Origin of the sequence: Shewanella sp. 1CM18E (assembly GCF_023161665.1) — a bacterium.
Taxonomy (GTDB): Bacteria; Pseudomonadota; Gammaproteobacteria; order Enterobacterales; family Shewanellaceae; genus Shewanella.
The window spans coordinates 331,748-357,107 of sequence record NZ_JALNTW010000001.1; the positions used below are offsets into that span (position 1 = coordinate 331,748).

The 25,360-nt window shown below is 43.9% G+C and carries 18 protein-coding genes; 8 read left to right on the forward strand and 10 right to left on the reverse strand.

Features of this window, described 5'->3' with window-relative positions:
* Positions 1-7 precede the first annotated feature (7 nt).
* From ribE to glyA, 6 genes are all read right to left on the reverse strand, one after another.
* Entirely contained in the window at positions 8-484 is a 477-nt protein-coding gene (gene ribE, locus MSG37_RS01400; RefSeq protein ID WP_202722445.1) for a 6,7-dimethyl-8-ribityllumazine synthase, read from the reverse strand.
* 145 nt (positions 485-629) lie between these two features.
* Positions 630-1,733 (reverse strand): bifunctional 3,4-dihydroxy-2-butanone-4-phosphate synthase/GTP cyclohydrolase II, encoded by a 1,104-nt coding sequence (gene ribBA, locus MSG37_RS01405; RefSeq protein WP_248468782.1) that lies wholly within the window; start codon positions 1,731-1,733, stop codon positions 630-632.
* Positions 1,734-1,888: 155 nt separating this feature from the next.
* A complete protein-coding gene (locus MSG37_RS01410) occupies positions 1,889-2,554 on the reverse strand; it encodes a riboflavin synthase (protein WP_248468783.1) in 666 nt (221 codons plus the stop codon).
* A 3-nt stretch (positions 2,555-2,557) separates the two neighbouring features.
* On the reverse strand, positions 2,558-3,679 hold the full coding sequence (gene ribD, locus MSG37_RS01415; RefSeq protein WP_248468784.1) for a bifunctional diaminohydroxyphosphoribosylaminopyrimidine deaminase/5-amino-6-(5-phosphoribosylamino)uracil reductase RibD: 1,122 nt from the start codon (positions 3,677-3,679) through the stop codon (positions 2,558-2,560).
* 68 nt (positions 3,680-3,747) lie between these two features.
* Positions 3,748-4,197 carry a transcriptional regulator NrdR gene (gene nrdR, locus MSG37_RS01420; protein ID WP_248468785.1) on the reverse strand — a complete coding sequence of 150 codons (450 nt, stop codon included), beginning with the start codon at positions 4,195-4,197 and terminating at the stop codon, positions 3,748-3,750.
* A gap of 146 nt (positions 4,198-4,343) precedes the next feature.
* Complete coding sequence (glyA, locus tag MSG37_RS01425) at positions 4,344-5,600, reverse strand: serine hydroxymethyltransferase (protein ID WP_248468786.1); 1,257 nt, start codon at positions 5,598-5,600, stop codon at positions 4,344-4,346.
* 266 nt (positions 5,601-5,866) lie between these two features.
* Between glyA and ettA the strand changes: the two genes are divergently transcribed.
* The 8 genes from ettA (at position 5,867) to MSG37_RS01465 (ending at position 17,172) form a co-directional block, all read left to right on the forward strand.
* On the forward strand, positions 5,867-7,534 hold the full coding sequence (gene ettA / locus MSG37_RS01430; protein ID WP_248468787.1) for an energy-dependent translational throttle protein EttA: 1,668 nt from the start codon (positions 5,867-5,869) through the stop codon (positions 7,532-7,534).
* A 259-nt stretch (positions 7,535-7,793) separates the two neighbouring features.
* Positions 7,794-9,008 carry a hypothetical protein gene (locus tag MSG37_RS01435; RefSeq protein ID WP_248468788.1) on the forward strand — a complete coding sequence of 405 codons (1,215 nt, stop codon included), beginning with the start codon at positions 7,794-7,796 and terminating at the stop codon, positions 9,006-9,008.
* A gap of 159 nt (positions 9,009-9,167) precedes the next feature.
* Positions 9,168-10,280, forward strand: coding sequence for an acyltransferase (locus MSG37_RS01440; RefSeq protein WP_248468789.1), 1,113 nt, complete (start codon positions 9,168-9,170; stop codon positions 10,278-10,280).
* Positions 10,281-10,342: 62 nt separating this feature from the next.
* Positions 10,343-11,422: a metallophosphoesterase gene (locus MSG37_RS01445; RefSeq protein ID WP_248468790.1), complete on the forward strand. Its 1,080-nt coding sequence runs from the start codon at positions 10,343-10,345 to the stop codon at positions 11,420-11,422.
* A 396-nt stretch (positions 11,423-11,818) separates the two neighbouring features.
* A complete protein-coding gene (locus MSG37_RS01450) occupies positions 11,819-12,931 on the forward strand; it encodes an efflux RND transporter periplasmic adaptor subunit (RefSeq protein ID WP_248468791.1) in 1,113 nt (370 codons plus the stop codon).
* On the forward strand, positions 12,932-16,045 hold the full coding sequence (locus tag MSG37_RS01455; RefSeq protein ID WP_248468792.1) for a multidrug efflux RND transporter permease subunit: 3,114 nt from the start codon (positions 12,932-12,934) through the stop codon (positions 16,043-16,045). It begins immediately after the preceding gene.
* Between the two features lie 231 nt (positions 16,046-16,276).
* The gene (locus MSG37_RS01460; RefSeq protein ID WP_248468793.1) at positions 16,277-16,492 is read left to right on the forward strand and encodes a hypothetical protein; all 216 of its coding nucleotides are present in this window, start codon (positions 16,277-16,279) and stop codon (positions 16,490-16,492) included.
* Between the two features lie 206 nt (positions 16,493-16,698).
* Positions 16,699-17,172 carry an NYN domain-containing protein gene (locus MSG37_RS01465; protein ID WP_248468794.1) on the forward strand — a complete coding sequence of 158 codons (474 nt, stop codon included), beginning with the start codon at positions 16,699-16,701 and terminating at the stop codon, positions 17,170-17,172.
* A 471-nt stretch (positions 17,173-17,643) separates the two neighbouring features.
* Here the strand turns inward: MSG37_RS01465 and MSG37_RS01470 are convergent, their stop codons facing one another.
* From MSG37_RS01470 to glgX, 4 genes are all read right to left on the reverse strand, one after another.
* Positions 17,644-19,365, reverse strand: coding sequence for a glycogen/starch synthase (locus MSG37_RS01470; protein WP_248468795.1), 1,722 nt, complete (start codon positions 19,363-19,365; stop codon positions 17,644-17,646).
* A gap of 3 nt (positions 19,366-19,368) precedes the next feature.
* Entirely contained in the window at positions 19,369-20,631 is a 1,263-nt protein-coding gene (gene glgC / locus MSG37_RS01475; protein WP_248469132.1) for a glucose-1-phosphate adenylyltransferase, read from the reverse strand.
* 68 nt (positions 20,632-20,699) lie between these two features.
* Positions 20,700-23,177 (reverse strand): glycogen/starch/alpha-glucan phosphorylase, encoded by a 2,478-nt coding sequence (locus MSG37_RS01480; protein ID WP_248468796.1) that lies wholly within the window; start codon positions 23,175-23,177, stop codon positions 20,700-20,702.
* The gene (gene glgX, locus MSG37_RS01485) at positions 23,174-25,360 is read right to left on the reverse strand and encodes a glycogen debranching protein GlgX (protein WP_248468797.1); all 2,187 of its coding nucleotides are present in this window, start codon (positions 25,358-25,360) and stop codon (positions 23,174-23,176) included. The genes MSG37_RS01480 and glgX overlap by 4 nt, the downstream gene beginning before the upstream one ends.

Here is a 25,360-nt window from a genome sequence, read left to right on the forward strand (position 1 = left end):
TCCTAAATTACAGCTGTTCTTCAAGTGCTTGCAGAACGTTAACCATTTCTAACAGACCAAGTGCAGCTTCGCCGCCTTTGTTACCTGCTTTAGTACCTGAACGCTCAATAGCTTGTTCAATGGTATCTGTGGTTAAAACGCCGAATGAAACAGGAATATCAAACTCAAGCGCTACTTGAGCCAAACCTTTATTACATTCACCTGCAACAAAATCGAAATGAGGTGTACCACCACGGATAACCGCACCTAGTGCGATGATACCGTCAAATTTTCCGCTAGCCGCAACACGGCGCGCAGCAAGTGGCAGTTCAACAGCGCCTGGCACTCGTACTACAGTGATGTTTTCATCTGCAACTTGGCCAAAACGCTTAAGTGTGTCAACCGCGCCATCGAGCAAACTATCAACAACAAAGCTGTTAAAGCGTGAAACTACGATCGCAACTTTGGCGTTTTTCGATTCGATATTACCTTGAACTACGTTCATTTATCTTACCTAAATTAGCTTAATTACCCTACATAGGGACGGAAGAGGCGGTATGATACCACAGCACTTCGCGCTGATCTCTATGCAATTAATAAGAAAAGTGTGAATTTAAGCCTCAAGCTGATAAGCAGCCTGAGGCAGTTTTTTATTCTGCTATATAATCAGTTACTTCTAAACCAAAGCCAGAAAGAGAATGATAGCGCTTTGGTGAACTCAATAGACGCATAGTTGTTACACCTACATCTGCAAGAATTTGTGAGCCTACACCGACTTGGCGTGAAGTCCCTTGCCATTGAGCCGATGCTGGCGCACTGCCATTATCTTCCGCTTCAAAGGCTTTTACTTTGGCTAAAATGTCGCTGCTGTGTTCTTGGTTACCCAATAGCACTAGTACGCCACCTTCGTTACTAATACGCTCCATGGCTTTTTCTAGTGGCCAGCTACGTTGCTGATCACGTTCTGAATGTAAAAGGTCATTAAAGGTATTTTGCAGGTGAACACGGACTAATGTGTTGTCAGTGATCTCACCTTTAACCAATACATAGTGCAGTTGGTTGTCGATAGTGTCACGGTAAGTCAGCATTTCGAACTCACCAAAGCGAGTTGGTAGCTTACATTTAGCTTCACGTACCACGCTGGTTTCTTTAGTGTTACGGTACTCGATTAGATCAGCAATGGTACCCATCTTCAAACCGTGTTTTTCAGCAAAGATTTCAAGATCTGGGCGACGTGCCATCGTGCCATCATCATTTAAGATCTCAACGATCACTGATGAAGCCTCAAAACCAGCAAGGCGTGCTAAATCACAACCCGCTTCAGTGTGACCTGCGCGGATAAGTACGCCACCTTCTTGCGCCATTAGCGGGAAGATATGACCAGGTTGCACGATATCTGATGGCTTCGCATCTTTACCCACAGCAGCTAGCACTGTTACCGCACGGTCTTGAGCAGAAATACCTGTTGTTACACCTTCAGCCGCTTCAATAGAAACAGTGAAGTTAGTTGAGAACTGAGCATTATTGTTAGTCACCATCAACGGTAAGTTCAACTGCTGACAACGCGCTTTAGTCATGGTTTGGCAAATTAGACCGCGGCCAAATGTCGCCATAAAGTTAATCGCTGCTGGCGTCACCATGTCAGCAGCCATGATTAGGTCGCCTTCATTTTCTCTGTCTTCATCGTCCATCAAGATCACCATCTTGCCTAGACGAATATCTTCGATGATCTCTTCTATACTATGTAACGCCATGTTCAGACCTTTCTTTTTTTGTTACTGCAATAAGCGGTTCGCATCGAGGTCAATGCGCTTATTCAGTAAGTAATTTAATGATTATTCTTGCATCTATTGCTCAAAATAAGCGACTGCAAACAAATTTAATCGTCAAACAGCCCTTAAGCCAGTGTTTATCTTAAAAACCCTGAGCGAGCTAACAATTCCATGGTGACTTCTGATTTTGGTGCGCCATCTGCTTGCTGGCTACCGTAGCTCATCAATCGCTCTAAATGTCTGGCGATCAAATCCACTTCGATATTGACACTGTCACCCGCTTTTAAGTCAACTAGCGTAGTTTCACCTGCGGTATGTGGCACAATCGTCAGTCTAAATTTATGCCCTTGAACTTCATTCACCGTCAAGCTCACACCGTCGATTGTAATCGAACCTTTATGGGCAATATAGCGCCCCAACTCTGCTGGTGGTGATAACCAAAACTCAATCGCTTGGCCGCGAAATTGTCTGTCATCAACATGAGCAATACCGTCCACATGGCCACTGACCATATGTCCACCCAAACGAGTGGTTGGTGTCACCGCTTTCTCAAGGTTAACGGCTTTGCCTACTTGATAATGAGAGAAACCCGTCAAACTTACAGTTTCTGCAGAAATGTCTGCCACATATCCATCACTCATTAACTCTACAACGGTTAAACACACACCATTGGTTGCAATACTGTCGCCTAACTTTACATCTGATAAGTCTAATTTGCCGCTGGCTACTGTTAAACGAATATCATCACCGCGACGCTCCACTTTTCTCAAGTGGCCAACAGACTCAATAATTCCAGTAAACATAAACTACTTACTCACTCTTAACGTTAAGCGGGTATCTTTACCCACTTTGCGCTCATCGATTAGGTTGATACGCGGAATGTCAGACATGGCTTGAAAGTCATCTAATGCCAATAAGTTTCGCCCTTGCCCACCGAGGATTTTCATCGCTTGATACAACACTATTTCGTCAGCTAAACCTTGATTAACAACCGCACCGGCTAACGTTGCACCCGCTTCAATCAGTACAGAGTTACAGGTTTTACCCAGCAAACTAAGTAAGGCGGTTAAATCTATACGGCCATTAACCGTTGGCATAATCTGCTGTGATACATGTTCTGGCCACGCTGCTTGCACCTCTTCAGGGTACGGTTTAGCACTTACCAATAGCACAGGTGTTGCTTGGTTAAATAAGTTTAGACCAGTGCCAAGACGCGCATGAGTATCAACAACCACACGCAGTGGTTGGTGGATTTCTGCCGGTGCTAATTGATTTGCCAGAGAGCCTAACTCACTATGACGTACATTTAAACTGGGGTTATCCGCAATAATGGTTTCAACGCCAGTAACTAATGCACAGTGGCGCGCTCGCAGACGCTGAACATCACTGCGTGCTTCGGGCCCGGTGATCCACTTAGATACACCATTTGATAACGCGGTTTTGCCGTCAAGACTGGCAGCAAGTTTGACCGTTACCCAAGGCAGGCCTTTCTCCATACGCTTTAAAAAGCCTAAATTAACCTGCATCGCTTCAGTGGTCATCAAGCCGACATCCACTTCAATGCCAGCATCACGTAGCATTGCAATGCCACGGCCAGAGACTTCAGGATTAGGGTCCGTTACCGCAATAACCACACGGCTAACACCATGTTCGATAAGGGCTTTAGCACAAGGAGGTGTGCGGCCGTAATGGCTACATGGTTCAAGCGTTACATAAGCTGTAGCACCTTTAGCATCAATGCCCGCCATATTCAGCGCATAAACTTCAGCGTGAGGGCCGCCGGCGCGAATATGGTAACCTTCACCCACAATTTCACCGTCTTTAACGATAACGCTACCAACACTTGGATTTGGACGTGTGGTGTACATGCCTTTTTGCGCCAATTCAATGGCAAGGCTCATCATTTGACTGTCTTCAATAGACCACATAATGGCGGCAATTCCGGTTGTTCGATTGATAAAGGGCTAAGTAGATAACTTAGCCCCTGTCAGATAGTTTACTTTTGCAGTTTAGCGATGGCTTCACCAAACTCTGAAACGTCCTCAAAGGCGCGGTAAACTGATGCAAAACGTATGTAGGCAACTTTATCTAAGTTAACCAACTGTTCCATCATCAAGTTACCTATCATTTCAGATTTTACTTCACGTTCGCCCGTAGCACGCAAAGTCGACTTAATCTTAGTTAATGCCTGCTCTATTTGATCCATAGATACAGGTCTTTTTTCAACGGCTCTTAACATACCGCCACGCAGCTTTTCTTCATCGAATGGCTGGCGACTACCGTCTTGTTTTACCACTCGAGGCATAACGAGTTCAGCGCCTTCAAAAGTAGTAAAACGTTCATGACATTGAACACACTCTCTACGTCGACGCACCTGATGGCCGTCTGCGACTAAGCGCGAATCAATCACTTTTGTGTCAGTTGCGCTGCAAAATGGACAATGCATTTAGCCTCCGCTTAGCAGTTAATGGATTGCGCTCACTAGGTAAGAATTAACCTTAGCAAGTAAACCCGGATAAAAAGTATGTTCGAATAAACAAAAATGGCCGCATAAATGCGGCCATAGGAGTCTAACTGATTTAACGCTTAAGGTTAACCGTAAACAGGGAACTTAGCGCACAATTCCAGAACCTGGCCCTTAACGCGTTCGCTAACGGCTAGATCTGAAATATCATCTAGGATGTCACACATCCAGTTAGTCAGTAATACAGACTCTTGTTCACCAAAACCACGACGGGTAATTGCTGGAGAACCAATACGTAAACCTGAGGTCACAAATGGAGAACGTGGGTCGTTTGGTACTGAGTTTTTGTTAACTGTGATGTTAGCGTTACCTAGAGCAGCGTCAGCATCTTTACCTGTGATATCTTTGCTGATTAGATCAAGCAAGAATAGATGATTGTCTGTACCGCCAGAAACAACATCATAGCCACGCTCGATGAAAGTACGTGCCATAGCTTTAGCGTTAACCACGACCTGCTCTTGGTAAGTTGTAAACTCTGGGTCTAATGCTTCTTTAAAGGCTACCGCTTTAGCAGCAATAACGTGCATTAAAGGACCACCTTGACCACCAGGGAAGACTGCAGAGTTTAGCTTCTTGTAGATATCTTCATCATTACAAGCAGATAAAATCAAACCACCACGAGGGCCAGCAAGCGTTTTATGAGTTGTCGTTGTAACAACGTGAGCGTGTGGCATTGGAGTTGGGTAAATACCAGCAGCAACAAGACCCGCTACGTGCGCCATATCAACAAATAGGTAAGCACCTACTTTGTCAGCGATTTCGCGGAACTTGCCCCAGTCAATAATGCCTGAGTAAGCGCTGAAACCAGCAATGATCATTTTAGGCTTATGTTCTACAGCTAAACGCTCAACTTCAGCGTAATCAATCTTACCTGTAGTTTCATCAATACCGTACTGAACAGAATTGTACAGCTTACCAGAGAAGCTTACGTGTGAACCGTGAGTTAGGTGACCACCATGTGCTAGGCTCATACCTAGGACTGTGTCGCCGCCTTGTAGCAATGCCATAAATACTGCAGCATTTGCCTGTGAACCAGAGTGTGGTTGTACGTTAGCGTAAGTCGCACCAAATAATTCTTTTGCACGAGAAATCGCGAGTTCTTCAACGATATCAACATGCTCACAACCGCCGTAGTAACGCTTACCAGGGTAACCTTCTGCATACTTGTTAGTAAGCTGAGTACCTTGGGCTTCGATAACACGAGGACTAGTGTAGTTTTCTGAAGCAATGAGTTCGATGTGCTCTTCTTGGCGACGGGTTTCATCTTCGATTGCTGCAAATAGTTGTGGATCGTAATCCGCGATATTCATATCTTTTTTCAGCATTACTCACTCCAGCTGTAAAATTCTTCTAGTAGGGTTGCGCATATTCTACAGCGCATTCGATCACAATCCCAGCATTTGCATCATGAAATTACTTGCAATTCTAGATGAGTGAGTTTTGTAAAAAGTGTCAATCGTCCAAAATCGATCGGTATCTGCAAACAATCAACTATGGTTATAACCCGGCTAATTGAGATTTAAATTCTGCAATGAACCAAGTAGAATTAGCGCCATTCAACAAAGAACAAATACCATTAAAGAGAACTAACATGGCTCAATTTGTATATAGCATGCTTAGAGTGGGTAAAATTGTCCCGCCTAAGAAACAAATTCTAAAAGATATCTCATTAAGCTTTTTCCCAGGCGCAAAAATCGGTGTTTTGGGCCTAAACGGTTCAGGTAAGTCTACCCTTCTGCGTATTATGGCTGGTCTAGATACTGAGATTGAGGGTGAAGCTCGCCCAATGCAAGATCTGAAAATTGGTTACCTACCGCAGGAACCAAAACTCGATCCAAACCAAACTGTGCGTGAAGCTGTTGAAGAAGCCGTTGCTGATGCCAAAAATGCACTTGTGCGTCTAGATGAGGTTTATGCCCTTTATGCAGAGCCAGACGCAGACTTTGATGCACTTGCTAAAGAGCAAGGTGAACTTGAAGCGATTATTCAATCACAAGATGCACACAATCTAGATGTAGTGCTAGATCGCGCGGCTAACGCGCTACGCCTTCCTGATTGGGATGAGAAAATCGAAGTGCTATCAGGTGGTGAGCGTCGCCGTGTCGCAATCTGTCGTCTGCTACTTGAAAAGCCAGACATGCTATTACTTGATGAACCAACCAACCACTTGGATGCTGAATCAGTTGCATGGTTAGAGCGCTTTTTACAAGAGTACACAGGTACTGTTGTGGCAATTACCCACGATAGATACTTCCTTGATAATGCTGCAGGTTGGATTTTAGAACTTGACCGTGGTGAAGGTATTCCATGGGAAGGTAACTACTCTTCTTGGCTTGAGCAAAAAGATGCTCGTCTACAGCAAGAATCTGCGACTGAAAGTGCACGTCAAAAGACAATTGCTAAAGAGCTTGAGTGGGTTCGTCAAGGTGCTAAAGGCCGTCAATCTAAAGGTAAGGCGCGTATGGCTCGCTTCGAAGAGCTTAATACTAACGACTACCAAAAGCGTAACGAAACCAACGAACTATTTATTCCGCCTGGACCACGTCTAGGTGACAAAGTTATCGAGATCAATAACCTAACTAAATCTTACGGTGACCGCGTACTGATTGATAACTTAAGTTTCTCAGTACCAAAAGGCGCTATCGTCGGTATTATCGGTGCGAACGGTGCGGGTAAATCAACCCTGTTTAAGATGATTTCAGGCGCAGAGCAGCCAGATAGCGGTACTGTTGAGCTGGGTGAATCAGTTCAAATCGCATCGGTTGAGCAGTTCCGTGATTCTATGAACGATAAGAACACGGTTTGGCAAGAGATCTCTGACGGCCAAGACATTATGCGCATCAACAACACTGAAATTCCAAGCCGCGCATATGTTGGCCGCTTTAACTTCCGTGGTGGCGATCAGCAAAAGATCATCGGCACATTATCAGGTGGTGAGCGTAACCGTGTACATTTAGCTAAGCTACTGCAAGCTGGCGGTAACGTGCTGTTACTCGATGAACCAACCAACGATTTGGACGTTGAAACATTACGTGCACTTGAGGAAGCTTTACTTGAGTTCCCAGGTTGCGCCATGGTTATTTCTCACGACCGTTGGTTCCTAGATAGAATCGCAACTCATATCCTAGATTACCGTGACGAAGGTAAAGTTAACTTCTATGAAGGTAACTACACTGAGTACTCAACATGGTTGAAAGAAACTATGGGTACCGATGTTGTCGAACCACACCGTTTAAAATACAAGCGCATGGTTAAATAAAGCAAGCTATTAACCCCGCTGACCATTAAAAAGGCCTAGAACAATACTGTTCTAGGCCTTTTTGTTTTTAACTGTGTTACATAACTTACTAAGCCAGTGTCAAAGTTTCGTCACATATCGACATAATCTAATTGTAAAGCCGAATTAAGTTGAGTAACATGCCTGCAAGTCAATAATTCGCAACAACTTAACAACCCTGAAATCACAATCCACATGGACAGATTGTTAGTAGTTTTGATTAATTTAAACGGAGTTATCAGTGAAATACGGTTCTTTAGCCTTAACGCTTTTATGCTTATTCTCAGCTAATTCATTTGCAAACCTCAAGGTAATCACTCCTCCAGAGCAAGCCAGTTTAAATAAAATCGAACAGCAATATAGTATTGACGCTGAGCTAATAAAAGTGAACGACAAGTTCTCTCAGCTCAATAAACGCTACTATGACTTGCAAGAGCTAAAAGATAGCATTGCCGCGAACGAAGTGGCTTATAATGAGTTAATCGCACAGCTACCTAATAAAATTCTAGCTAAAGCCAATATGGCACAATTTTATAGCCAAATAGAAACTAACGTTAATTCCAGCGCAAACTTAACCCAAAAATCAAAAATTGATGCGGCAGCCATTGAGCGCCAACGAGTGGTTGTGCAGCAAGAATATGAAATTGTTGAAAAGCAGCGCTTAGATAAAAGCCAACAGTTATTTAAATTAAAAACAGACATCATCAACCGTCTGCTCGCAGATCTATCAAAGTCATCAAGCAACTTCAAAGTTAACCTTGATGGCACAACTCAGTGCTCAAAGTACCAATCAATCACTGACTGTTTGAAAAAGTCCAAGTCAGAGATTTTATCGAACACTCGCAATGATTCGCCTTTCTTAAATGATAAAAGTGTATTGCTATCTTATGACGTGACTGATGCCAGCATGAACATGCAGGGCAAGTTAAACTATAAAGTCGCAATGAGCTTCAAACCTTCTTATAACAGCAAAATCGATACTGTACTCAATGAAAAGCTAGGGTTGCGCTCAGCAATGATAACCCTAGTGAGTAATGTTGAAGCGGACTGGTACATTAATGGTATTAAAGTTGGTACTGGGACTAAACTATTCCATGAAGTGCCTTTAGGCAAACACGGTATTCTTGCCTCTTATAAAAATAGCGATAAATCAAGCATAGAGAAAATTGAGGGCAATGGTGTATTTAGCTATAACTTCAATCACCAAACCTCAGCAGTTGCTAGCAACAAAGTTAGTAATAGTGTTGAGCGTCTGTCACCGGTCGCTCCGCAAACTGGCACGAACAACAGCAAAACTAAAGCTAAGTTTACCCTGCTAGCCGACAGCACAACTATCCCTACACCTAGCGAGAAAAAACAAACAACAGAGAAACAGCAAGATTACGAATACTTCATGGGCGTACCTGCTGCAACCAAGCAACAAAATACTGACTTTAGCAACGAACGCTTACGTTAGTCACAAGGTTAACGATTGCTGAGCAACAGGATGGCTCAGCAATCGGTTTTATCAATAATCCAATATTATTGATCTAAACTGCCCGCGATTAAATTGGACTCTGCTGTCCTTCTATATGTATGCTAACCGAATAAAATAACAACAATAAGCGCTGCTCACATGGATGATAAGCTCCCCCAGAACAACACAACACCAACCTTAGCTCCAACTCAAACTCCAAAACCACCAGCTAAAGCATTTTTGAATAGCATCAACCACTTTCGTGGCATCGCCATTATTTTTATTGTTATGGCGCATTGCTACCGTCCCGCAGGCTGGGAGATTGAAACCTTTGCCGACAAAGCCTGGTTTAACTTAATGATGAATGGCACGGTATTTTTTGTGTTTATCTCTGGTTTTTTATTCCACCACGTTTTCTATCACCGTTGGGATTACAAGAAATACATGAAAAACAAAACTAAGTTTGTTTTTCTTCCCTACCTGCTGCTGTCATTACCTTGGATTGTTTGGCACTTAACCGTTGGCACCGATCCTATGATGCATAAAGAGATGGCTGATATTTCTGGTCCTGCTGCAGCCGCAAGTTGGTATGTAATTACTGGTCGCACACTTACCGCATATTGGTACATTCCTATGGGGATGATGCTGTTTGCCCTATCACCTTGGGTCATGCACCTAATCAAAAAACAACAGGTACTGTATTACGCCATACCTTTACTCTTAATCGCGATTATGGTGCACAGGCCCATTTCAAATTTAAATGCAATTCAATCGCTAGTGTATTTCTTACCTGTTTATTTGCTGGGGGTTTGGGGCTCAGCTCATCGCGATAAGCTGTTTCCTTTTATTGATAAATACTGGCTAGCTATGTTGCTGACAGGAATTGCACTTGCGCTTATTCAGGCGCAATTCTTTGGCGCAGGCACACTCAATAAAGCGCCTTTTGAAATGACAGTACCTGATTTAATGTTGCCGCAAAAAATACTGTTAACCTTAGTTATTTTGGCCATTTTGAATAAGTTCGAACATATCTCGATTGCACCGCTGCAAAAGCTGGCAGAGGTGAGTTTTGCTATCTACTTTATTCACCCGTGGATCACCACACCTTGGTGGATGATATACGACAGTCCTGACTTATTTGGACTCGCGAATAATGGCAATATTTTTACCACACTACTGGTCACGTTAGTAGTTGTAGCAATTTCTTATCTGATTGCCATCATGATTAAAAAACTGCTCAGCAAACGCAGCCGCTACCTTATTGGCTGGTAACTTAACAGGTATATATCACTTAGTATAATTTTGATTTTAAAAATAAAATAAGAATGACAACAATGACTAAATCTCTTTTACTAGCAGCGACATTACTGGCTAGCACATGGCAATTACAGGCATCAGAGCCGCTTGAGTATCAATTTGATGGGCCGTATGTTTTTAATGAGTCAAGCGCTGAAAAGGCGAGCACACATAGCGCTTATTGGGTGTGCAATGCAGAGCTTAAACACAACTATGCCAGCAATAAGCAGCTCACTCGACCAGAAAACTGTGGTCAGTTGCCACAACCGCTACTTAGCGATGCCATAAAGCAGATCATGCCTGACAGCTATGATGGCATTAAAAAGGTTGTCGCCCTAAGTGATGTGCATGGCCAATACGATGTGCTTATCACCCTCCTGAAGAATCAAAACATTATTGATGACGATAATAACTGGGCGTTTGGCGATGGTCATATGGTGATCACCGGCGATATGTTTGACCGCGGCGATAAAATCAATGAAGTGCTTTGGTTTGTGTATCAGTTAGATATACAAGCAAAAGCCGCTGGCGGCATGTTGCATCTATTAATGGGTAACCATGAGCAAATGGTACTTGGGGGAGACTTACGTTACGTCCACCAGCGCTATGATTTAGCCAGTAAGTTGCTAAATAAAAGCAATGATGCCCTTTATGGAGAAGATACTGAGCTCGGCCAATGGCTTCGCAGTAAACATACTTTAGTCAAAATTAACGATGTACTGTATATGCATGGTGGCATTAGCAGCGAATGGCTTACACGTAAGTTGACAATTAGCCAAGCCAATCAGATATTTCGCGATAACATTGGTCGCCCCAAAAAAGAGCTTAAACAAGATGAGCTACTCAATTTCCTGTTTTACGGCAATGGACCAACTTGGTACCGTGGTTACTTTAAAGATAGCTTCACCGAAGCTGAGCTTGATAAGATCTTAGCCTATTTCAACGTTAGCCATATTACCGTCGGCCATACATCGCAAACGCAAGTGTTGGGCCTATTTAATAATAAGCTTATCGCCGTTGATAGCAGTATCAAACGCGGCGAACAGGGTGAGCTACTATTGATTGAAAATGGTGAACTTATTCGTGGTTTATATAATGGTGCCCGTCAGCCGTTATAATTTGGCTTAGTCATTTACTCTCAGTCCGACACAGTGACGAAATCAAGTAAATTAGCTGCTTATAACAAATGCCAATTAACACTTTTGTTAATTGGCATTACAAACTTAACAGCATTTATTTGCAGCTCAACAAATATATAGCTAGCGCAAAATATCACAAGCTTTCCTCTGCCTAACACTTTCTATACAGTCACGTAAGACTTGAACTCTGGGCAATGAAAGCTCACTTGATCAAATAATGAAAACAAAGATACATATTGGTTAAATATGCAAAATTTAAGATCGAGAAATGTAAAACGTTAACTTCTAATTTTCTTTACTTTACATTGCTTTACCGTACAAAGCTGGATTTTTATCTACAATAATCCCAACTTTGGCTGTGTTAAGTAATCATTCATGAAACCATCATATTATCTTGTCCCTTTAATACTGGTTGTTGTAGGTGCGGTATCCTATAGCAGTTACTCTGAAGCAAAGCGCTCTGATAAAAAAGAACGTGCTGTTCGTACTGTTCCTGTCGTTACCGGCCTTGTTGAACAACACGAACTCTCTCAGGCACTTTCACTTATTGGTAAGCTAGATGCCGAGCAATCGGTTTTCATCGCGCCGCAAATCGCCGGCAAAATTAAGTCTGTGCAAGTCAACACAGATCAAGAGATCACCCAAGGCCAGATTTTAGTGCAACTTGACGATGCCAAAGCACAAGCATCACTTGCTGAAGCTGCAGCCTACCTTGCAGATGAAAAAAGAAAGCTCAAAGAGTTCCAAAAGCTGATTGACCAAAACGCAATTACTAAGACTGAAATTGATGCTCAAAAAGCCAGTGTTGATATGGCAGCAGCGCGCCTAGCCGCCGCGCAGGCCGATCTTGATTATCATTATTTAAGTGCACCTTTTGCAGGCACTGCAGGCCTTATCGACTTTAGCCAAGGTAAGATGGTTACCGCTGGCAGCGAACTTCTTTCATTAGATGACTTATCTAGCATGCGCCTTGACCTTCAAGTACCTGAAAACTACTTATCACAGCTAAGTATTGGTATGTCAGTGGTAGCAAAGAGCCGCGCTTGGCCTAAGCAAGAGTTTGTCGGCAAAGTTATCGCTATTGATTCACGCGTTAACCAAGACACCTTAAACCTGCGCGTACGCGTCCAGTTTAGTAATCCAAAGCACCAGCTAAAACCAGGCATGTTGATGTCTGCGACTATGCTATTCCCAAGTGTGTCTGAGCCTGTTATTCCAGTACAAGCACTAGAGTATTCAGGGACTAACCGTTTTGTATATGTTATCGGCGAAGACAACATTGCTAAGCGCACAAAAGTGACGCTAGGTGCACGTATCAATGATGAAGTGTTAATCACTGACGGCATAAAAATTGGCGACAAGGTAGTAGTACAAGGCCTTGTGAATATGCGCGATGGTTTACGTGTCGATGATTTAGCCGAGTCGGCTCTTGCTAACAAACAAGCCAAAGCAGCGCAAGAAGAGCAACAAGCAAGAGGAAGCATCTAAATGTGGTTGTCTGATGTTTCAGTGAAACGCCCGGTTGTCGCCATTGTATTAAGCTTACTGCTATGCGTATTTGGTATGGTGTCATTTAGCAAGCTCGCAGTACGCGAAATGCCAGATGTAGAAAGCCCTGTCGTCACGGTAATGACCACCTATTCAGGTGCGTCTGCCACCATTATGGAAAGCCAGATCACCACTGCACTGGAGTCTGAATTAACCGGTATTAGTGGTGTCGACCAAATCGAATCCGTTACCCGCAATGGTATGTCGCGTATTACCGTGACCTTCCTCATCGGTTGGGATCTTACAGAGGGCGTCAGTGACGTTCGCGATGCAGTAGCTCGAGCTCAGCGCCGTCTTCCAGATGAAGCTGACGATCCTGTGGTATCTAAAGACAACGGTACTGGTGAGCCTTCAGTTTATGTCAATTTAAGTTCATCTATCATGGATAGAACTCAGCTGACAGATTATGCCGAGCGCGTACTAGAAGACAGATTCAGCCTGATCTCAGGCGTCAGCAGCGTTGATATTTCTGGTGGCCTATACAAGGTGATGTATGTGCAGCTTAAGCCTGAACTTATGGCAGGCCGCAATGTAACCACCTCAGATATTGTTAATGTACTAAACAAAGAAAACGTTGAAACTCCCGGCGGTCAAGTCCGTAACGACACAACAGTGATGGCTGTGCGTACAGCGCGCCTTTATCAGAGCCCTGAAGACTTTAATTACTTAGTTCTACGCACTGAAAGCGATGGCTCTCAAGTTTATTTAAAGGATGTTGCTAGCGTATTTATTGGCGCTGAAAACGAGAACTCCACCTTTAAAAGCGATGGCGTTGTTAACATCAGCCTTGGCATTGTTGCGCAATCAGATGCCAATCCGCTAGAAGTGGCGCAAGACGTACACAAAGAAGTTGATCTAATCCAAGACTTTTTACCTGACGGTACCAAATTGATTGTCGATTACGACTCAACGGTATTTATCGACCGCTCTATTGATGAAGTATTTAGCACTTTAGCGGTAACCGCATTGCTGGTCATTTTGGTGTTATACATCTTTATTGGTCAAGCTAGAGCTACCTTGATCCCGGCTGTTACGGTACCAGTATCGCTTATTTCAGCATTTATTGCTGCCAACGTATTTGGTTATTCAATTAACCTACTTACGCTTATGGCACTGATTTTATCTATCGGTCTGGTAGTAGATGATGCCATCGTTGTCGTAGAAAATATTTTCCACCATATTGAAAAAGGCGAGCCACCGTTACTAGCGGCATATAATGGTACCCGAGAAGTTGGCTTTGCGGTAATGGCAACCACTGCGGTACTGGTAATGGTGTTCCTACCAATCTCGTTTATGGAAGGTATGGTTGGTCTGCTCTTTACCGAGTTCTCGGTCATGCTTGCCGTTTCAGTGCTGTTCTCATCATTAATCGCACTGACGTTAACTCCGGTACTTGGCAGTAAAATCCTCAAGGCCAATGTTAAGCCAAACCGCTTTAACCTTATGGTCGATTGCGCCTTTAACCGCCTCGAAAATGGCTACCGTAAAATGGTCACTAAAGCCGTGAATTTACGTCTAGCTGCGCCACTGGTGATTATTGCCTGTGTGCTTGGTAGTGGCTGGTTAATGCAACAGGTTCCGGCTCAACTTGCACCAACTGAAGACCGCGGAGTGATTTTCGCCTTTATCAAAGGCGCTGAAGGCACCAGCTACAACCGTATGGCCGCGAACATGGAGATCGCAGAAGACAAGCTAATGCCACTGCTAGGCCAAGGCGTAGTTAAATCATTTAGCATTCAAGCGCCAGCGTTTGGTGGCCGCGCGGGTGACCAAACTGGCTTTGTGATCATTCAGCTAGAAGATTGGAACGACAGAACTGTTAATGCTCAACAAGCATTAGGGGTAATCTCCAACGCGTTAAAAGGCATTCCAGATGTAATGGTACGTCCTTTACTACCCGGTTTCAGAGGTGGTTCAAGCGAGCCTGTGCAATTTGTACTGGGCGGCTCTGACTATCAAGAGCTATTTAAGTGGGCCACAATGCTTGAAGAAGAAGCACTATATAGCCCGATATTTGATAGCCCAGAAATAGACTATAAAGAGACTTCACCAGAGCTTGTGGTTACCGTTGATAAAGAGCGTGCAGCCCAACTTGGTATTAGTGTTGCTGAGGTATCTGAAACCTTAGAGATCATGCTTGGTGGTCGCAGCGAAACCACCTTTGTTGAGCGTGGTGAAGAATATGATGTTTATCTGCGCGGCGATGAAGACAGCTTTAATAACGTTGCCGATCTCAGCCAGATTTATATGCGTTCAAACAAAGGCGAGCTCATCACCTTAGATACCATTACTCATATTGAAGAGGTGGCATCGGCACTTAAACTTAGCCACAACAACAAGCAAAAGTCGATCACCCTAAAAGCCAACTTAGGCGAAGGTTACACCCTAGGTGAAGCGTTGGACTTCTTAGATCAAAAAGCGATTGAGATGCTGCCAAGCGACATCACTGTTGCTTACACAGGTGAGTCAAAAGACTTTAAAGAAAACCAAAGCAGCATCTTTATCGTGTTTGGTTTAGCCTTGCTCGTTGCATACTTAGTATTAGCGGCGCAGTTTGAAAGCTTTATTAACCCGTTAGTGGTGATGTTTACTGTTCCTATGGGTGTATTTGGTGGCTTCTTAGGTTTATATCTAACCGGCCAAGGTCTGAATATTTACAGCCAGATCGGCATGATCATGCTTATTGGTATGGTAACCAAGAACGGTATTCTTATCGTTGAGTTTGCTAACCAACTGCGGGATAAAGGTCTTGAAATTGAGCAAGCGATTATTGATGCGTCGACTCGTCGCTTACGCCCAATTTTGATGACGGCATTTACCACGTTGATTGGTGCAATTCCGCTAATTTTGTCAACTGGCGCGGGCTCCGAAAGTCGTATATCTGTTGGTACAGTGGTGTTCTTTGGTATGGCTTTTGCCACCTTTGTAACCCTACTTGTTATCCCAGCTATGTACCGCTTGATCTCAGTAGCAACCAAATCACCGGGTTTTGTTGAGTCACAGCTTGATAAAGCCATTGAAGAACACAAGCAGCTAACTTCACAATCATCATAATATTTAGACTTGATGATTAGTCACTGCTGGAGAGTAAAAGCTAACTAGCAATTATCCTACTTACTAAAAGGAGCTCATATTCATTATATGAGCTCCTTTTTGTTTATCCTTAACAGACCATAACGATTAAAAATACACAGCGAAGCTTAATATTGATTCTATACTCAAAGTACGGCAGGAGGATTTACTGCAACCTAGCAAACGCTTTATTCGCACAAGGAGGTCACGCTTATGGATGAAACTGACTTTACCCGTAATAACCACAATGGCTATAGTCGTAGCTCAACGGATGATAACGACAATATCTTCGACACTGTGCATATTGACGGCCAATTTATCGTAGAAAGACGCAGTGGCCGCGATAATCGCAGCAACCCAAAGCTAAAAGCGTACGATAGACGCCAATCAGTTCAGAACTACCTACCGGATATTGATATCTATATCTAATTACAGCGATAAGTCTGGCCAAGTTACACTGATTGAACTTGCCAGATTATCTGCAAGTCTCGCTCAAACTAGAGCACTGTAATGATTTATCTTCGTTATTGTTTATTGCTGCCCAGTACAATAATGATGTGATAATCTGCTTATTATACCAATCTGTATAATCAAAATTGGTTTCATCTTACCTAACCAGACCTAATGAGCTGACTTTGAAAAAAATAGCCCTGTTTGTTGATGTTCAGAACATCTATTACACCTGCCGCCAAGCCTATGGCCAACAGTTTAATTATCGAAAGCTTTGGCAACACTTAGGCTATGAGGGCGACATAGTACAAGCGACTGCTTATGCAATTCATCGCGGTGATGATGGCCAGCTCAAATTTCAAGACGCATTAAAACACATTGGCTTTGAGGTAAAACTAAAACCTTTTATCCAGCGCAGTGATGGCTCAGCCAAAGGTGACTGGGATGTGGGCATAACCATAGATATTATGGAGGCGGCAAGCGAAGTAGACAGTGTCATTTTGCTATCAGGTGACGGAGATTTTGACTTGCTGATGCAAAAAATCCAGCAAAAATACGCCATCGAAACTCAGGTTTATGGCGTGCCAAGTTTAACTGCAAAATCGCTGATTGACTCTGTTAACCAGTTCCATGAAATCGACAGTAGCTTGTTGCTTTAGGTTCTTTACTTTAGCCTTGTTGCTTTAAGAGCATGACTTTAGCTTTGTTACTTTAACCTCGCAGTTAACCATAAAAGCTTAAATTAAAAAGGCTCAACCACTAATTGGCTGAGCCTTTTACTATTTTAATGCAAGCCACCTGCAATCAATGGTGAGTACAACTGGCTAATATAAATAGCTAATATAAATAGCTAATACCAATCAGTATAAGAATTTGATCTACTCAGAGCGATTTTTGGCAAACTAATTCAAGGCGAATAGCTGCAATAATGGTTGTTCCCTTATAAAGCTAATCAACGCAGAAGTAGGCAGCCAAAAACGCTCCAGAATGGCGAGTTTTAGCGATTCTGATGCTGTGTTAACGAGCTTGAACCTAGTTCAACTATGCCCTTTACTCGTTGCCTTGCCTCAAAACCGCTAAACTCTCGCTGAGTGACTAAATGTTTATACTGATTGGTATAATATAAATAGCTAAGCTAAATCATAAAGCGCGCTTTTATAGCGTTTTGCTTGGCTTAACCAGTCAAAGCGAACTGACTTAGCGCATTGCTGCATTTGCTGCCATGTAGCGCTGCCAGACATAGATAACGCCTTATCAAAGGTCGCTAACAATGATAAACCTTGCTGCTGTATATCTTCGCCCTCAAATACAAATCCGGTCTCTAAATGATGTACCGTGTCTTTAAGGCCGCCGATATGATTAACTAAGCACAACTGCCCTGCTCGCATTGCTAACATCTGACTGATCCCACAAGGCTCAAATGAACTCGGCATCAAAAACAGTGAGCCTAATTCATATAACTGTTCTGATAACTGCTCATCGTAACCATCCATAAAAATAAACTGTTTATGTCTGGCGGCGATATCAGCAAACTCACGGGCAATGGCATTATCACCGCTACCAAGCATCACAAAGCGTGCGTGGCTATCATGTTCAGCCAGCTTAGCCAGCAACACTTCTAACACGGTTTTGCCACGTAAGTTGTTGTCACTCACTTCTAAAGAAAAGCGATGACGTAATATCATGACCTTTTGGTCGGTTAAGCGACCCACGGAGGTCAGCAAAAATGCATGCTGCGCTTTTGAGCCTTTAACATCTTTGGCTTTATTAACGCTACTTAGGCTGTCAGATTGCCACTGCTGCAATCGAGCCTGAGCAATAAAGTCCTGAGTTCTTACCTGTAATTTCCCCACTTGCCAATTAATAAGCTTATCTAAAGCCGCTTTAACGAAATCTAGCTTTGAATCATCGCTATCAGCTAACGAGTCAGTTACTTGTGTTTTATCAGGATACATACAGCCATTTAAAATCCCCACTAATGCCTGCTTATCTAACTTTGCTTGTAAGTCATGCTCTAGTCCCTCACCACCAAAAAAGCCTTGCTCTGGCGCCGATGGCCTAAGTACTTCATGGGCATAACTCGGTGACACTAAATGTACTTTATCGCTAAGCACTATCCCTGCCCGCATAGGGTTTACACAGTTGTAATAACGCGGATCTTGTAACAGACAAAGCTGCTCTGGGCTGAGCTCAGCAGTTAACCTTGGATACCAAGCTGCAAGTGACGATGAATCGCCATTTAGCGGCCTAATGCCCTGCAATGCCAAATTATGAATGCTAAATACGCAAGGTAAGTCTTGTAAGAAGCGGTAGCGGCGATCAAAAGCGCGCAGAGCTGCAAACATGCCGGTATGCCAATCGTGTAGATGAATATGGCTGGGAAGCTCATTAAAAACCTGTCGCGGCTTGTCGGTATAAAAATCCTGACTTAGGGCTTCGGCTACCGCCAAGTTAAACAGCGCAAACTTGGTCGCATCTTCAGCAAAAGGACGCTGCGCATCCCCTTGTGAATAAGCGCCAAGGCTGCCATTAAACAGCCCATGTTCAAGAAGGTAAAAGTGGCTGTTTTCAAGCTTTGGGTTCGCAGCGCGGTAAACCGCTACGCGCTGATGTTGCCCTTGAAAATCAACGTCAATGTTAGCCTCCCAATGGGCATTTGCCGAGGCGATTAATGAGCCGAAGCTTGGCATTATTACATCAACAGCGATATTGAGTTTTGCCAGCGCAAGCGGCAGATCATGTAGCACATCAGCCATGCCCCCTACTTTAGCGCCGGGGATGGCACCGTTTTCAGCCGCAAGCATTAACACTCTTGGCTGAGGGCGATTATATTGATTATCCAATATCGACATAAATTACTCGTACCCCACAGGTAAACCTAGCATGTCGCGCGTAACTAACACTTTGCCCTTTTCAGACACTCTAAAGCCTTTAGCTTTATCCTGTTCATGGTTATAACCAATCACGCTGCCCTCGGGGATAATACAACCTCGGTCGATGATGGCATTCTTGATTTTACAATTACGCAAGATAACCACATCTGGCAATATCACTGAGTCTTCAACACTTGAATAAGAGCAAACTCGCACTTCATTAAACAGCACACTGCGACGCACGGTGGAGCCCGAAATAATGCAGCCACCAGAAATAATTGAGTCTAACGCCATACCGCGGCGATCATCGTCATCAAACACAAATTTTGCTGGTGGTAGTTGCTCTTGGTAGGTCCAAATAGGCCACTTAGCATCGTAAAGGTTAAGCGCTGGAGTTGGAGAAAGCAGCTCCATATTCGACTGCCAAAAAGAATCTAAAGTGCCCACATCGCGCCAATAGGCTTCTTCATTTGGAAAGGCGCTACGGAAACGATGGGCGTAGACTTTATGTTCTTTAATAATTGCGGGAATAATATCCTTACCAAAGTCGCGGTCTGAATCTTCATTTTGCGCATCGCGCTTTAGCTGATCAAATAAAAACTCAGTATTAAATACATAGTTACCCATTGAGGCTAAACACATTTCAGGATCTTCTGGCAGATGCTTTGGCAACGCTGGTTTTTCTTCAAAACCAAGAATACGCTTAGACTCATCCACTTCAACCACACCAAACGCTCCAGTCGCTTCAGCAACCGGTACCTCTAGACAAGATACTGTCATATCGGCGCCAGATTCAGCATGAGTCGCTAAAAGGCCTGCATAATCCATGCGGTACACATGATCGCCAGACAAAATCATCACGTATTTAGGCAGCTCGTGGCGAATAATATCAATATTTTGAAACACAGCATCCGCCGTGCCTTGATACCAGTTATCAGAGTAACGCTGCGATGCAGGCAAAATTTCTACCGACTCACCTAGCTCTTTTTTAAAGTGACCCCAGCCGCGCATAACGTGACGAATTAATGAGTGAGACTTGTATTGGGTAACGACACCAATGCGGCGGATCCCTGAATTAATACAGTTTGATAATGGGAAATCGATAATACGAAACTTACCGCCAAAATACAGAGAAGGCTTGGCTCGCCAGTCCGTTAATTCATGCAAGCGAGAGCCTCGGCCACCAGCCAGAATAATCGCGTAGGTGTCACGGGTTAAATTACTAATATAGCGCGGGTTGGTTATGGTCATGTACGTTCACTCCTTGAACTAGCTACTAAATTGATTTGAATTAAATTGGTCTGATCCATCTATTACGCCCTCCAAATTTCATCACGATATTGAGCAATGGTGACATCGCTAGAGAAACGGCCACTTGCCGCGGTATTACGGATACTCATTTGCGTCCAAGTGATAGGATCTTTGTATGCCTTAGCCACGCGCTCTTGCGCCAAACGGTAAGACTCAAAATCAGCCGCCGTCATCCAAGGATCATCTGGGCTAGTAATCGCGGCTAATAACGGCGTGAAAATCCCCGGTTCTAATAAACTAAAGTGGCCACTTTCAATCAGGCTTAATACCTCGGTAAGTGCGGGTGAGGCATTGATAAATTGCTGTGGTTGATAGTTAACACGCTGCTCCATCACTTGCTCAGCAGTTAGGCCAAATAAGAAAAAGTTGTCTTCACCGACTTCTTCTAGCATCTCCACATTCGCGCCATCTAAGGTGCCTATGGTGACCGCGCCATTCATCATAAACTTCATGTTACCGGTGCCAGACGCTTCTTTACCTGCTGTTGAGATCTGCTCGGAAACATCTGTCGCTGGACAGATTTTTTCCATCGCACTAACGTTATAATTTGGCAGGAAGGCGACTCTTAGGTACTTAGCCACCTCAGCGTCAGAGTTAACCATGTGCGCCACATTGCTGGCTAATTTAATAATCAGCTTGGCCATGGCATAACCAGGCGCGGCTTTACCACCAATTAAGATACAGCGCGGCACCATATTACTGGTGTTGCCTTGCTGAATTTGGTGATAAAGGTGGATGATGTGCAGAATATTGAGTAATTGACGTTTGTATTCGTGAATGCGCTTTACTTGCACGTCAAACAACATGTTGACATCAAAATCAACGTCACATTCAGCTTTAATAAGCTGCTGTAGTATCGCTTTATTGTTTAGCTTTACTTGCTGCCAATCACGCAAAAATGCTTTGTCGTCGGTAAATGCATTAAGCGCATTAAGATGGCTTAAATCACTTACCCAATCTGTGCCCAAACGCTTGGTTAACAATGCTGCAAGCTCTGGATTACAATGAGCAAGCCAGCGCCTTGGGGTTACGCCATTGGTCTTGTTATTGAATTTCTCTGGCCACAATTGATAGAAGTCTTTAAATAAACCTGAGGTCAATAACTTGCTATGCAGCCCCGCAACACCATTAACTGAAAAGCTGGCGACTATGGCTAAATATGCCATGCGCACATGCGGCTGTTGGCCTTCTTCAATAATCGACATAGCTGCTAACTTTTGTTCGTCTCCCGGCCACTGATGGGCAACAAGCTCTAAGTAACGGGCATTAATTTCAAAAATGATTTCTAAAATACGCGGCAACATATGCCCCAGCATTCTTACAGGCCAGCGCTCCAACGCTTCAGGTAGCAAGGTATGATTGGTGTAAGCCATTGTCTGGCTGACGACTTGCCACGCATCGTCCCACTCAAGAAAATGTTCATCAATGAGTAAACGCATTAGCTCTGGAATGGCAATACTCGGGTGAGTATCGTTAAGTTGCATCACATTGTATTTAGCAAACTGACTAAAATCGTTACCGTGCTTGCGCACCCAGTTATTGAGCAGATCTTGCAAGCTTGCCGAGCTTAAAAAGTACTGTTGACGTAAACGCAGCTCTTTGCCGTTTTCACTGGCATCATTGGGATAAAGCACCATAGTGATCTGCTCAGCAAGGTTCTTTCTAGCTACCGCTTCGGTGTAATCACCTTGGTTAAACTCTTCTAAGTCAAAATCATCCGTCGCTTCTGACTTCCAAAGTCTTAAAGTATTGATGCGATCGTTTTTATAACCCGGCACAGGCATATCATAAGCAACGGCCAACACATCTTGAGTGTCTAACCAAACCACATTACGGCGACCATTAGGATCAACATAACTGCTGGTGTGGCCGAAAAATGGCACAGTGACATTATGCTCAGAGACGCGCACTTCCCACGGATTTCCTTCTCTAAGCCAACGATCTGGCCGCTCTACTTGAAAACCATCCACCAGCTTTTGGGCAAACATGCCATATTCATAACGAATGCCGTAACCTGTCACGCTCAAATCAAGGCTGGCGCAGCTATCAAGAAAACACGCTGCTAGCCGGCCAAGTCCACCATTACCAAGCCCAGCGTCATGCTCTTCTTCTTCGAGATCTTCTAGCTCAACGGCGTAATCTTGCATAAGTGCTTTGGTTTCAGGCAACAAGTCCAAATTCATAATCGCGTTGCCCATGGCTCTGCCCATTAAGAACTCCAGCGATAAATACGCCACCTGTTTACGCTCAAACTGACTATCTAGCTGACGAGTTGCCCGCCAGCGTGCAAGCATATCCTCTTTAATACTCATCGCTAATGCTTGAAACAGCTCTTGTTTATTGTGCTTATCACGGCCTAATCCATGGCTAACGTGGCGCTGCATTCGCTTGGCTAATGAGGCGTCTAAATCTTGCGGTAAACTGTTTGTAGCAGCCTTTTTGGCTGTACTTTTAACATTCGGTTTTACTGGCGTTGTCATGCAGTCACTCCTTGTGATTTGGCGTAAAACAACATTAAGCTTCGGTCTGGTAACACTAGGGTTTGATTAGCTTTCAGCGTGGGAGCCTCATCATTGAGGCAAATTTGAGCATCAAGTTCTTCAGCATGGGTGTCGATAAGCTGTTGCCAAGCAGAAAACCCATTTAACGGCGGCGCGGTGAACTCTAGCGCTTGTTCATCGCTGTTAAGCATTAGTAGCAGTGCTTGCTCACCAGTCTCAATTGCATCTAACTCTCCGCGCAGCACAAGACTTAAGCTGCGAGTTTGCCCCTCAGCCCATAACACCTTGCTCATCGGCTCGCCTTGGCGGCAAAACCAATCTAATAACGGTGAGTTATCTTGAGTATTGTTATGAATGTAACGCGGATAACAAAGCGCCTTAAAACGCTTTCTTAGACTAATCAGATTCTGGGTGAACTTAACGAGTTGTTGCTGCTCTGCACTGTGTTGCCAATTTAGCCAAGTCAGCGGATTATCTTGACAGTAAGCATTATTATTACCTTGCTGACTATGAGCAAACTCATCGCCTGCCAGCAACATAGGCACGCCTTGAGATAACAATAAAGTGGTGAGTAAATTTCGAGATTGCCGTTGCCGCAAACGAATAATATCCGCCTGCTCGGTTGGCCCTTCAACGCCATGGTTATGGCTAAAATTCTCTTGGTGACCGTCGCGGTTATCTTCACCATTGGCTAAGTTATGTCGCTCGCTAAAGCTGAGCAAATCATACAAGGTAAAGCCGTCATGACTGGTGATAAAGTTGATGCTAGCACTCGGGCTTCGGCCGGAATGTTCAAACAGATCGCTAGAGCCATGAATTCTACGAGCAAACTCTGGCAACATGCCAAAGTCACCGCGCCAAAAGCGCCTTAATGTATCACGGTATCTATCATTCCACTCACTCCAGCCCTGCGGATAAGCACCAAGTTGATAACCTCCAGGGCCAATATCCCAAGGCTCGGCAATTAACTTCACTCGGCTTAATATCGGGTCTTGAGCTATTGCATCAAAAAAGCCTGCGCCAGCGTCAAAACCATAAGACTCGCGCCCAAGCGTACTGGCTAAATCAAAGCGGAAACCATCTACGCCCATCACTTCAACCCAGTAGCGTAGTGAGTCCATCACTAACTGCAACACGCGAGGGTGACTAATGTTTAAGGTATTGCCACAGCCAGTATCATTGATATAAAAGCGTTTATCATTACTTTGCAGGCGGTAATAACTCAGGTTATCAATGCCTTTAAAACTCAAACTTGGCCCAAAATGATTGCCTTCAGCAGTATGGTTATAAACAACATCTAATATGACTTCGATGCCAGCCTGATGCAGTTTACTTACCATTTGGCGAAACTCATCGATATTGGCGTGGCTTAAATAGCCGCTATGAGGCGCAAAAAAACCTAGACTGTTGTAGCCCCAGTAATTGCTTAAGTCTTTGTTTTGTAAAAATGCTTCAGAGATAAAACTGTGAACAGGTAGTAATTCAACAGCAGTAACCCCAAGCTGGATTAAATATTCAAGCGACTGTTGCTCTACTAGGCCTAAAAAAGTGCCTTGATACCGCGGTGCAACTTTAGGATGTTGCTGGGTAAACCCTTTTACATGCAGCTCATAAATAATGCTCTCAGCTATTGGTGTAGGCATTGGCGCTAACGTCGCATTAGCCAAGTTAGCAGATTGACTTGGGTTCTCGGTAAATTGCCCTCTTTGCAAAGGCACGATTGGGGTTAAGTGACTAACATCGACGACTTTACATTTAGGCATGAACTCACTGTTATCACGCAGATCCAGTGATAGGTCCCCATCGCTACTGGTCTTATCATATGCATAGTGACTATCGTGCTCTACAAATTGTCCAACCCACTGCTTAGCATAAGGGTCGAGTAACAATTTATGTGGATTAAAACGATGGCCAGAATGCGGCTCATATAGACCATCGACGCGATAACCGTATACTTGGCCTGCTTCGATGCCTGTTAAAAACCCATGCCAAACCTGCTGCGTGTTTTGCTCAAGCACAATTTGCTGGGTTTCAAAATGGCCGCTACGGTCAAATAAACACAAAGTCACCTTAGTGGCATTAGCTGAAAACAGCGCAAAATTAACTCCGCCACCTTCAACAGTTGCCCCTAATGGGTAAGGCTTGCCAGCTAGTACCCGCAT